This is a genomic window from Pseudonocardia lacus (assembly GCF_018531445.1).
GTDB classification, from domain to species: domain Bacteria; phylum Actinomycetota; class Actinomycetes; order Mycobacteriales; family Pseudonocardiaceae; genus Pseudonocardia; species Pseudonocardia lacus.
On sequence record NZ_JAHDTH010000106.1, the window covers coordinates 16967 to 28456 of the forward strand.

Sequence of the window (11490 nt, forward strand, 5' to 3'; positions counted from 1 at the left end):
CCATGGCCAGGGGGTCGCCCCCGCCCTAGCGTCCTGCCCGTGACCCGGACTCCCCGCCTCCCCGGCCCCGCCGCGACCGTCGCGGCGCTGGCCTCCTGCGCGCTGCTGGGCGTGGCCCTGCTCGGCCCGCCCGCCGCCGCCGCACCCGGCCCGGACACGCGCCCCACCGCCGTCGTCGCCCTGGGCGACAGCGTCGCCTCCGGCGAGGGCGCGGGCGACTACGAGGAGGGCACCCGCGGCGAGGGCGGCAACTGGTGCCACCGCTCCCCGCACGCCTACGTCCACCGCACCGGCCTGGCCGACCGCTCGGTCAACCTCGCCTGCTCGGGCGCCGACTCCGCCGACGTCGCCTTCGGCGCCGGCACCGACAACGCCGAGGGCTCCCAGGCCCAGCGGCTGGTCGCGGTGGCCACCGAGTACCGGGTCACCACCGTGCTCGTGCAACTGGGCAGCAACGACGACGCCGCACTCGTCGACACCGCCATCGCCTGCATCCGCGCGTTCCTCGACGTCACCACGCCGCCCTGCCGCGAGACCATCGGCCCCCTGCTCGACGAGCGCATGGCCGCCACCGCAGCGAAGGTCGAGCACGCCGTCGGCGACGTGCGCCGGGCCATGGACCGCGCCGGCTACCGCCGCGACGCCTACGACCTCGTCCTCGCCTCCTACGCCTCGGCCTCCACCGAGCACATGGTCGGCGTGCCCGCGCTCATCGGCTGCCCCTACAGCCGCGCCGACGCCGGCTGGGGCCGCACCACGCTGTTCCCGCGGCTGTCGGCCACCCTCGCCGGCGTCGCCGAGCGCACCGGGGCGCGGTTCCTGGACATGGCGCGCGCCACCGAGGGCTTCGAGGCCTGCTCCCGGGTCGACCCCGCCCAGGAGTGGCAGCGCCGGATCACCGTCGACGCCCACGCGTTCGCCTACGGCGGCCTCGACGCCGCCGCCTACCACGTGGCCGCCGAGTCGTTCCACCCCTCCGCCGCCGGGCACGCCGCGTTCGCCGGCTGCGTCGGCGAGTTCGTCCGCTCCGCGCTGCCGGCCGCCGGCTGCGTCCCGGTCGACGGGCGCCTGCAGGTGCAGCGCACCGTGCAGACGCCCGCGGCGTGAGCGGCTAGAGCACCACGGGTTAGAGCACCACGAGGTCGTGGGAGCGGTTGTTCAGCCGCTCCCCGCCCTCCTCGGTGACCACCACGATGTCCTCGATCCGCGCGCCCCACTCGCCGGCGAAGTACACGCCCGGCTCCACGCTGAACGCCATGCCCGGCTCCAGCGCGATCGCGTTGCCCGCCACGATGTAGGGCTCCTCGTGCACGTCCAACCCGATCCCGTGGCCGGTGCGGTGGATGAACCGATCGCCCAGACCCGCATCGGCGATCGGCTCGCGGGCCGCGGCGTCGATCGACTCGGCCGTCGCGCCCGGGCGCACCGCCGCGACCGACCGCTCCTGGGCGGCCCGCAGGACCGCGTAGGCCTCGCGCACCGACGCCGCCGGCTCGGCGCCCACCGCGTAGGTGCGGGTGCAGTCGGAGAAGTAGCCGCTGGGCAGCGGCCCCCCGATGTCGATGACCACCACGTCGCCGGGGGCGATCTCGCGGTCGGACACGTCGTGGTGCGGGCTGGCCCCGTTGGGCCCGGAACCGACGATCACGAACGCCGCCGACGTGTGGCCCTCGGCCACGATCGCCGCCGCGATGTCGGCACCCACCTGGGCCTCGGTGTGCCCCGGCGTGAGGAACTCACCCATCCGGGCGTGCACCCGGTCGATCGCCGCCCCGGCCGCGCGCAGCTCGGCGACCTCCGCGGCGTCCTTGCGCATCCGCAGCTCGCGCAGCACCGGACCGGCCAGCGCCTGCGCCGCCTCGGGCAGCGCGTCGCGCAGGCCCAGCACGTGCGCGGCGGGCATCGCGTCGGCCACCGCGAGCCGCGTCGGGCCCCCGGCCAGGTCGCTGACCAGCAGGTGCGGGTCCTCGCCGTCGGCCCAGGTGACGACCTCGATGCCCAGCTCGTCGAGCGGGACCCCGGCCAGGCCGGGCGCCTCCAGCTTCGGCACCACCAGCGCAGGCGGGGCCCGGTGCCCGGTGGCCGGCAGCACCAGGCAGGTGAGCCGCTCGTGGGACTCCCCGCCGATGCCCAGCAGGTAGCGCAGGTCGGTGCCGGGGGTGATCAGCAGGAGGTCGACGTCGTGCCGGGCGGCCACGTCGCCGGCCCGCCGCAGGCGGTCGGCGAGCAGTTCGATCGACACTCCGGCCGACGCTCCGGTCGACTCGGCGGGGGAACTCGGGGGCGCCGCTGTCATGGCGGTCAGGGTATTCGGGCAAGCTGGCCGGGTGAATGCTGGCCCGGGCAAGCCCCTCATGCTCCTCGACGCCGCGAGCATGTACTTCCGCGCGTTCTACGGCGTCCCGGACACGATCACCGCCCCCGACGGCACGCCGGTCAACGCGGTGCGCGGGTTCACCGACATGGTCTCCCGGCTGGTCACCGAGCAACGACCCACACGACTGGTGGCCTGCCTCGACCTCGACTGGCGCCCCGCGTTCCGGGTCGAGGCACTGCCGTCCTACAAGGCCCACCGGGTGCCCGGCGAGCCCGAGACCGCCCCGGCCGGGCTGCCCGAGGAGGTGCCCGACCTGCTCGCCCCGCAGGTCCCGGTGCTGCTGGAGGTGCTGGCCGCGGCCGGCATCGCCACCGCGGGCGCCGTGGGCTACGAGGCCGACGACGTCATCGGCACCCTCGCCGACTCCGAGCGCACCGACCCGGTGCTGGCCGTCAGCGGCGACCGCGACCTCATGCAGATCGTGCGCGACGAACCGGTACCGGTGCGCCTGCTCTACATCGGGCGCGGGCTGAACAAGGCCGAACTGCTCGACCCCGTCGAGGTCGCGGCCAAGTACGGGGTGCCGGCCGCGCGGGCCGGGCAGGCCTACGCCGAGATGGCGATGCTGCGCGGCGACCCCTCCGACGGCCTGCCCGGCGTGCCCGGGATCGGCGCCAAGACCGCCGCGACCCTGGTCGGGCGCTTCGACTCCTGGGCCGCGCTGCGGGCCGCGGTCACCGACCGCACCGACACCCGCCTGGCCGCCCCGGTTCGCGCCAAGCTCGCCGCCGCCGCCGCGTACCTGTCGGTGGTCGAGCCCGTGGTGCGGGTGGCGCTGGACGCCCCGGTCGAGCTCGACCGCGCCGACACCCTGCCCGCGGCCCCCGCCGACGACGACGCCCTCGACGCCCTGGCCCGGCGCTGGGGCCTGGAGAGCTGCGTCGAGCGGCTGCGCAAGGCCCTGGCCAAGGCCGCAGCCTAGACACCTCGGAACAGCACGCGACGGCGCCGGCGGCGGTCAGAAGTTCGTCCCGCACCACGGCAACCGCCCGGTGGCGAACGCGGCGTCGGCCCGGGCGACCGCGTCCGGCGACCACGCCCGCCACCACCCCGCCGCCACCAGCTCCGACGGCGACCGGTCACCGAGGTAGGCCATCGCCAACCCGGCCGCGTCGCACTCCAGGTCCGGCGTCGCCGCCCCACCCAGCTCACCCACCCGCTGCACCTCGCCACCGGCGATGCGGTACACGCCGCCGTTGGCCCCCAGCACGGCGTCGTGCACGGCCAGCAGCACCGGCCCGGCCCCGCCGAACCGGCGCGCGCCCAGCGCGGCGGGCACGTCCACGATCCGCAGCCACGTCTCGTCGTGGACGTCGGTGACCGCGCAGTCGCGCGGGTCGGCCAACAGCAGATCCAGCGGCTCGTCCAGCGGGCGCTGCCGCGCCTGCACCGCCGAGACCAGGTCGACGTCCAGCGCGAAGCGCCACAGCGCCGCCGACGCCTCCGCCGAGGCGGCGTGCAGATCGCGCAGCTCGAGCACCCGGTCGTCCCAGCCCCGGGAGTCGTCCACGGTGGCCACCAGGTACCCGTCGTCCCCGTCCGGGCCCGTGTGCACCGCCGCCAGGACCAGGGTGCGCTCCGCCAGCAGCGCACCGAGCCCCAGCCGCCACCACGGCGCCGTCCGGGTCATCCCACCCGCGCGCCCCAGACCGATCCGCTCGTGCAGCGCCCCCAGGGTCGCCAGCGCCTCATCGGCGGCGAGCAACCGCACCGCACCGCCCACCGGAGCCCCCGCACGCCACCCCGACCCACCCGTCCGCCGGACCCGCACGCTGCGACCCCGCGTGGCCACCCCGTAGCCGAAGCGCCCGTAGATGCGCCCCTCGGTGGCCCGCAACGAGGCCAGCACGTCGCCCGCGGCGGCTGCCTCGCCCAACTGGTGGCGCATCAATGCGCTCAGCACCCCGCGCCGCGTCCGGTCGGCCCGCACCCCGACCCGGGTGACCGCCGCCGTCGGCAGCACCGCCCCACCCGGCACCGCCACCTCGACCGGGAAGGACATCGCGGTACCGATCAGCGCCGCACCCTCCGCCGGACCGTCGTGCACGCCGAACGCGCGCCCCGGGGCGTAGAGGCCCCGCGCCCGCTCCCACTGCTCGTCGGACACCGGGCCGTGCAGCAGCGCGGCACCGAACAGTGCGTGCGCCCCGCGCAACTCGTCCTCGCGCAGGGCCCGGACGTCGTGGGTGGTCGGATGCAGAGTCGTCACGTACCGCGATGCTGCCCGATCCACCGCCGCGACGACAGCGGATTGCCCACCACCGACGGGTGGGCGGCAGCGCTCACGTCGACGCTCAGGCCGGGCGGCCCACCTCGTAGTCGCCGTCGGCGCTGGTGACCTTCACCGGGACCTTCTGCGGCTGGCCGTCGATCGTCGCGTCGCACTCGAAGGTGGCGCCGTTGTCGACCCGGATGTTCTGCCCGCACGTCACCGACTCGACGGTCAGGCCGTACTCGTCGGTGAGCACCTTCTGCACACCGGCCTGCACCGCCTGCGTGTCGAAGACCTTCGTGACGAAGAACCCGGGGGTCACGAAGCCCAGGACCCCGACAGCGGCCAGGACCAGCACCACCACACCCGCCACGATGAACGGCAGCTTCGAGCGCCCGCCGCCCTGGGCGGGCGCGTTCGGCAACGGCGGGTAGCCCCCGCCACCGCCCCACTGCTGCTGGGGATCACCCGGCCAGTGCTGCGTGGGCTGACCCTGGTCGCCGCCCCAGCCCTGCTGCTGACCCGGCTGACCCCAACCCTGCTGCTCCTGGCCACCCCAGCCCTGCTGCTGGCCCCCGTAGCCCGGCTGCTGCTGGCCGTACTGACCGCCGTAGCCCTGCTGCTGGCCGTACTGCGGCTGACCACCGCCCGGAGCCCCCCAGCCCTGCTGCTGCTGGCCCGGCTGGCCGTAGCCCTGCTGCTGGCCGTACTGCGGCGCACCACCCGGCTGGCCGTAGCCACCGCCCCAGCCCTGCTGCTGGTCGCCGTAGCCCTGCTGGCCGTACTGCGGCTGGCCACCGCCCTGCGCACCCCAGCCCTGCTGCTGGCCGTGCCGCGGATCACCCGGCTGACCACCGGCCGGCTGACCACCCGGAGCCTGCTGGTGGCGCTCGGCCGCGGCCGCCACGTCCTCCTTGGTGACCGGGCGGGTGCGGTCGTCGTCGATGTCGGGCTGCTCGCCCTGACCACCGGCCCCGCCCCAGCCCCCGGCGGGTCCCTTGCCCCACTCGGGCTGGTCGGGCGCCTGTCCGGGCCCCTGCGGAGTCGACATCGCGCACCTTCCTCACCAGCAGCACACCATCCGCAGATCCCCCGCGGTCCCCGCGATCCAAGCACAGCCGCGGGTCGTCGCGCAGTCCCTCACCCGAACCCGGTCCCGACCGGGCCGGACCAACGCCACCGCCGGACCGCGGACAAGGCCCGGCAACCTCGGACGGGCAGCCTCAGACGGTGCCCAGGGCCACCACACCGCGCCGGACCGCCGACACCGCCGCGGCCGCGGCCCGCCCCACGCCGTCCTCCCGCCCGGCCACCCCGACGATCTGGTCGAGCAGGTCCAGCACCTGGCGGCACCAGCGCACGAAATCACCCGCCGACAGCTCCACTCCGTTCTGCTCCGCCGCGGTGAGCACCGCCGACAACGACTGCCCGCGCGCCCACCGGTGCATCGGCCACGCGAAACCCAGATCCGGCTCCCGGGTGCGGTCCACCCGGTGGCGGCGCTCGTCGCCCTCCAGCTCCGACCACACCGCCACCGTCGCCGCCAACGCCTCGGACACCGGCCCCGCCGGCACCCTCGGCATCGGCCCGTTGTCCCGCCGCGACTCGTACACCAGCGCCGACACCACCGCGGCCAGGTCCTCCGGGGCCAACCCCACCCACACCCCCTGGCGCAGGCACTCCGCCGCCAGCAGGTCCGACTCGCCCCACAGCCGCGCCAGGCGCTCCCCGTTCGCCGTGACCCGCTCCCCGTCCAGGTAACCGCGCTCACCCAGCAGCGACCGGAGCCGGTCGAACTGGCGGGCCAACGAGTGCGTGGTCGAACTGACCTTCTGGCGCAGCTGCTCGGTCTCGCGCTCCAGCCGCCCCGCCCGCTCCGCCCACCGCGCGTGCGCCTCGCGGTCGTCGCAGCCGTGGCAGGGGTGCGCGCGCAACGCCCGCCGCAGCGTCGCCAGCTCCGGGTCGTCGACCTGCTCGCCGCGCGAGCGCCGCCGCGGGCTGCTGGGCGCCACGATCCCCGTGTTGCGCAGCGACGACGCCAGGTCGCGGCGCACCCGCGGGGCGCGGTGGTCGACCCGGCGCGGCAACCGCATCCGCCCCAGCGGCCGCACCGGCTCCGGGAAGTCGGCCGCCGACAGCCGCCCCGCCCACCGGTCCTCGCTGAGCACCAACGGCCGCGGATCGGAGTCGGGGTCCGAACCCGGGTCGAGCACGACCGCCAACCCCGCCCGCCGACCCGCCGGCACCGCGATCACATCACCGGGGCGCAGCGACCGCAGCGACTCGGCCGCCGCCTCCCGCCGCTGCGCGCTGCCCTGGCGCGACATCGCCTTCTCCCGCTCACCCACCCGCCGGCGCAGGTCGGCGTACTCGGCGAAGTCGCCCAGGTGGCACTGCATGGACGCGCGGTAGCCGGCCAGCGCCTCGGTGCTGCGCTCGATGCGCCGCGCCAGCCCGACCACCGACCGGTCGGCCTGGAACTGGCCCAGCGACTGCTCCAGCAGGTCGCGGGCCGCGTCGACGCCCAGCCGCCCCACCAGGTTGACGGCCATGTTGTAACCGGGGCGGAACGAGCTGCGCAGCGGGTAGGTGCGGGTGGAGGCCAACCCGGCCACCTGCTGCGGATCGACCCCGGGCTGCCACACGACGACGGCGTGGCCCTCCACGTCGATGCCGCGGCGCCCCGCCCGCCCGGTCAGCTGCGTGTACTCGCCGGGGGTCAGGTCGGCGTGCGACTCGCCGTTGTACTTGACCAGCCGCTCCAGCACCACCGTGCGCGCCGGCATGTTGATCCCCAGCGCCAGCGTCTCGGTGGCGAACACCGCCCGCACCAGGCCCCGGACGAACAGCTCCTCGACCGTCTCCTTGAACGCCGGCAGCATCCCGGCGTGGTGCGCGGCGATCCCGCGCTCCAGCGCCTCGCGCCACTCCCAGTACCCCAGGACCTCCAGGTCGGCGTGGGGCAGGTCGGCCGTGCGGCGCTCGACCGTGCGCCGGATCTCGACCGCCTCCTCCTCCGTGGTCAACCGCAGCCCCGAGCGCACGCACTGGCCGACCGCCGCGTCGCAGCCCGCCCGGCTGAACACGAACGTGATCACCGGCAGCAGCCCGGCCCGGTCGAGCCGGTCGATCACCGTGGTGCGCGACGCCGGCCGGTACCGCTCGCCCGAACGGCCACCGCCGCGGGGCCCGCGACCGCGCCCCCGGTCCCACCCGGCCATCGAGGTCTGCCGCTCCAGCTCGCGGGTCTGGCGGACCAGGTCGGGGTCCACCCGCAGCTCCCCGTCGGCGGACTCGCCCGCGAACAGGTCGAGCAGCCGGTTGCCCACCATCATGTGCTGCCACAGCGGAACCGGGCGGTGCTCGTCGACCACCACGGCCGTGTCGCCGCGCACGGTGACCAGCCAGTCGCCGAACTCCTCGGCGTTGCTCACCGTGGCCGACAGGCTGACCAGCTTCACGTGCTCGGGCAGCTGGAGGATGACCTCCTCCCACACCGCGCCGCGGAACCGGTCGGCCAGGTAGTGCACCTCGTCCATCACCACGTAGCCGAGGTGGTCGAGCTGGCGCGCGGCCCGGGCGCCGTCCGGACCGCCGGTACCGCCCTCCGCGTAGATCATGTTCCGCAGCACCTCGGTGGTCATCACGACCACCTGGGCGTTCGGGTTGACCGAGGTGTCGCCGGTCAGCAGCCCGACGGCGGACTCGCCGTGGCGGGCGACCAGGTCGGCGTACTTCTGGTTCGACAGCGCCTTGATCGGCGTCGTGTAGAAGCACTTGCGGCCCTCGGCCAGCGCCAGGTGCACGGCGAACTCGCCGACGACCGTCTTGCCTGCGCCCGTTGGCGCGCACACGAGGACGCCGTGACCGTCCTCGAGAGCGGCGCAGGCGGTGCGTTGGAAGCCGTCGAGGTCGAACGCCAGGCTCCCGGCGAAGTCGGCCAGCCGGGGACGTGCGGCGCGGCTCCGGGCGGCGGCGTAGGCCTCCGCGGGAGCCTGCGAGGTGCGGGCCACCCGTCCAGGTTGACACACCGACGACCTCGTCCGCTGACGGGTTGCGCTGACCGGCCCGGCCGGCCCACTCCCCCGGTACCGGCGCGGTGGTTCGGTCAGCGTTTCGCTGACCGAACGAAGGTGTCAATCTATCGTTGACACGATGGGGAAGACCCGTCGAGAACGAACTTGCCGTGATCGTCAGGCCTTGTTGATCACGACAGGTTCGTTCTCGACGGGGTACGGGCCGGCCTGGACGCGGTCAGGTGGCGTCGTCGACCTTGTGCGGGATCGGGCTCGGCGTCGTGTCGATCGGCGACGGAGCGGTGTCGATCGGGCTGGGGGCCGTATCGATGGCGCTGGGCGCGGTGTTGATCGGGGACGGGGCGTCGGGGTCCCAGTCGTCCCAGCCCTCGGCGGCGCGGGCACGCGCCTTGCGCTTGTCGTTGAACCGGGTGATCTGGATGGCCAGCTCGAACAGCAGCACCAGCGCCAGCGCCAGCGCGATCATCGAGATCGGGTCCTGGCCCGGGGTGGCGATCGCGGCGAACACGAACAACCCGAAGATCAGCCCACGGCGCCACGCGGCCAGCTTGGCGTAGGAGATCACCCCGGCGACGTTGAGCATGACCACCAGCAGCGGGATCTCGAAGCTCACCCCGAAGATCAGCAGCAGGGCGATCAGGAAGCCGAAGTAGTCGGTGCCCGACAGCGCCGTGGTCTGCACGTCGTTGCCGATGGTGAGCAGGAAGGACAGGCCCTGGTCGATGACGAAGTAGGCCAGCACCGCGCCGCCGACGAACAGCACCACCGCGACCGAGACGAAGCTCAGCGCGTAGCGGCGCTCCTTGGCGTACAGGCCGGGGGTGATGAACCCCCACAGCTGGTAGAGCCACACCGGGCAGGCCAGCACCACCCCGGTCGCCATGGCGACCTGCAGGCGCAGGTTGAACTGGTCGAACGGACCGGTGGCGAGCAGCGTGCACTTGGACTCGTCGATGGTGAACACACCGCGCGAGTCGGCCGGCACCGAGCAGTACGGCGCCTTGAGCAGCTCGCCCAGGCTCGGGGTGCCGAAGAACTCCACGCCGTACCAGATGAAGCCCACCACGGTCCCCAGCACGATCGCGATCAGCGCGATCGTGAGCCGGTTGCGCAGCTCGTAGAGGTGATCGACGAGCGACATCGTCCCGTCGGGGTTCTCGACCCGACGGCGCCGCCGCAGGGAGAGCTTGACCACCGGCGGGGACTAGTTGGCGCCGGCGGAGCCCTGACCGGCCGCCCTGCTGGCCTCCGGGGTCCCGTTCTGGGTGCCCGGGGCCGGGGCGGGGGTCGGCGGGACGACGGGCTGGGCCGCCGCCGGGGGCAGCTCCGCGGGAGCCGCCGCGGCGGGGGGCGGGGTCGGGGCTGCGGCCGCCGGCGGCTGCTCCGCCTTGGGCTCGTCGTTCTTCATGCCCTTCATCTCGCCCTTGAACACACGGGCGGACTGACCGATGGAGCGGGCCATGTCCGGCAGCCGCTTGGCCCCGAACAGCAGCACCAGGACCCCGATCAGGATCACGAACTCCCAGCCGCCGAGGTTCGGCATGCTTTCCGTCCTTCCGTCGCACTGCTGATCAAGGTGCGGGTCGAAGTCGAGTCACGGCGAGTCTACGCCGTGCGGGTGGCGGTTCCCCCGCTCGTACGCTAGCGCCCGCAGCTGCGCGGTTCCCGTGGCCACCTCGTCGCGCAGGTCCGCACGGGCGCGGGTGAACCGCCGCACCGGGCCCCGCAGCACGACGCCCAGCACCGCGAGCAGCACCAGGCCCACCACGACCACCACCACGACCGGCACGAGCTCAGCCACCGTCCACCACTCCGGGTCCGTCGATCCGATCGGTCGTGTTCCCGCCACCGGCGGGCTCGGCCGAGGCCGCCAGCGCCTCCCGCGCCCGCGCGCCGACCCGCTCGGCCAGCTCCCGCGGCTCGACCAGCCGCGCGCCCCCGCCCAGCCCGAGGACCAACCGCACGAGCCAGGCCGGGTCGGCGTAGCGCAGCCGCACGCGCAGCCGCTCGTCACCGGCCTCCACGACCTCGTCCACCGGGTAGTACTCGGCCACCCAGCGCGCCTTCGGCTCCAGCAGCAGCACCGCGGAGCGGTGCTCGGCGGTGGGGCGGAACAACCCGCCCGAGACGTCGGTGGGCTCGGCGTCCGACGGCGGCGCGGCCGGCTCGTCGAGCACGACGACGTCCTCCACCCGGTCCAGCCGGAACAGCCGCACCCCCTCGGCCTTGCGGCACCACGCCTCCAGGTAGCCGCGGCCGTCGACGATGAGCAGGCGCATCGGGTCGATCGTGCGCTGGGAGACCGCGTCGCGCCCGGCCGTGTAGTACACGATCCGCATCGCCCGCCCCGAGGTGAGCGCCTCGCGGACGGCGGCGGTGGCCGCCTCCTCCTCGCGCGTGACGTCGACGGCGACCTGCCCCGGCCCGGCGTCGCCGACCGCGCGCTCGATCTTGGCCGTCGCCCGGCGCACCGCCGCGGTGTCCACCACGCCCGGCATCTCCGCCAGCGTGCGCAGCGCCACCAGCAGCGCCGTGGCCTCGGCGGTGGTCAGCCGCAGCGGCCGACCCATCCCGGCGTCCTCGATCACGCTCACGGTGTCGCCGGAGAACGACAGGTCGATCAGGTCACCCGGGCCGTAGCCGGGCAGCCCGCACATCCACAGCAGCTCCAGGTCGCGGCGCAGCTGGCGCTCGGTGATCCCGAAGTCGGCGGCGGCCTCGGCCACCGGGATGCCGGGGCGGGCCTGCAGGTAGGGCACGAGCGAGAGCAGCCGGGGCAGCCGCTCGGTGACGCCGCCGCCGCTCACGACCGGGCCACCGGCTCCGGGCGCACCGCCGCGGCGGCCCGCTCGCGGGCGTCGTCG

The 11490-nt window shown here is 75.0% G+C and carries 10 protein-coding genes; 2 read left to right on the forward strand and 8 right to left on the reverse strand.

What is annotated here, in order from left to right:
* Positions 1 to 39: 39 nt before the first annotated feature.
* Positions 40 to 1107 (forward strand): GDSL-type esterase/lipase family protein, encoded by a 1068-nt coding sequence (locus KIK08_RS21770; protein ID WP_308257793.1) that lies wholly within the window; start codon positions 40 to 42, stop codon positions 1105 to 1107.
* A gap of 19 nt (positions 1108 to 1126) precedes the next feature.
* Here KIK08_RS21770 and KIK08_RS21775 read toward each other — a convergent pair whose 3' ends face one another.
* Positions 1127 to 2296, reverse strand: a complete 1170-nt coding sequence (locus tag KIK08_RS21775; RefSeq protein WP_214405065.1) for a M24 family metallopeptidase — start codon at positions 2294 to 2296, stop codon at positions 1127 to 1129.
* A 58-nt stretch (positions 2297 to 2354) separates the two neighbouring features.
* Between KIK08_RS21775 and KIK08_RS21780 the strand changes: the two genes are divergently transcribed.
* Positions 2355 to 3299 carry a 5'-3' exonuclease gene (locus KIK08_RS21780; RefSeq protein WP_214405075.1) on the forward strand — a complete coding sequence of 315 codons (945 nt, stop codon included), beginning with the start codon at positions 2355 to 2357 and terminating at the stop codon, positions 3297 to 3299.
* A gap of 36 nt (positions 3300 to 3335) precedes the next feature.
* Here KIK08_RS21780 and KIK08_RS21785 read toward each other — a convergent pair whose 3' ends face one another.
* The 7 genes from KIK08_RS21785 to KIK08_RS21815 all read right to left on the reverse strand — a co-directional run bounded on the left by KIK08_RS21785 (position 3336) and on the right by KIK08_RS21815 (position 11433).
* Positions 3336 to 4586: a GNAT family N-acetyltransferase gene (locus KIK08_RS21785; protein ID WP_308257794.1), complete on the reverse strand. Its 1251-nt coding sequence runs from the start codon at positions 4584 to 4586 to the stop codon at positions 3336 to 3338.
* Positions 4587 to 4671: 85 nt separating this feature from the next.
* The gene (locus KIK08_RS21790) at positions 4672 to 5640 is read right to left on the reverse strand and encodes a DUF4333 domain-containing protein (RefSeq protein WP_214405066.1); all 969 of its coding nucleotides are present in this window, start codon (positions 5638 to 5640) and stop codon (positions 4672 to 4674) included.
* A 172-nt stretch (positions 5641 to 5812) separates the two neighbouring features.
* Entirely contained in the window at positions 5813 to 8602 is a 2790-nt protein-coding gene (locus tag KIK08_RS21795) for a DEAD/DEAH box helicase (RefSeq protein ID WP_214405067.1), read from the reverse strand.
* A gap of 241 nt (positions 8603 to 8843) precedes the next feature.
* Positions 8844 to 9767: a twin-arginine translocase subunit TatC gene (gene tatC / locus KIK08_RS21800; RefSeq protein ID WP_214405077.1), complete on the reverse strand. Its 924-nt coding sequence runs from the start codon at positions 9765 to 9767 to the stop codon at positions 8844 to 8846.
* A 63-nt stretch (positions 9768 to 9830) separates the two neighbouring features.
* Positions 9831 to 10169, reverse strand: a complete 339-nt coding sequence (tatA, locus tag KIK08_RS41135; RefSeq protein ID WP_214405068.1) for a Sec-independent protein translocase subunit TatA — start codon at positions 10167 to 10169, stop codon at positions 9831 to 9833.
* A gap of 51 nt (positions 10170 to 10220) precedes the next feature.
* Positions 10221 to 10427, reverse strand: a complete 207-nt coding sequence (locus KIK08_RS21810; RefSeq protein WP_214405069.1) for a hypothetical protein — start codon at positions 10425 to 10427, stop codon at positions 10221 to 10223.
* Positions 10420 to 11433 carry a helix-turn-helix transcriptional regulator gene (locus KIK08_RS21815; RefSeq protein WP_214405078.1) on the reverse strand — a complete coding sequence of 338 codons (1014 nt, stop codon included), beginning with the start codon at positions 11431 to 11433 and terminating at the stop codon, positions 10420 to 10422. Before KIK08_RS21815 ends, KIK08_RS21810 begins: the two co-directional genes overlap by 8 nt.
* Positions 11434 to 11490 lie beyond the last annotated feature (57 nt).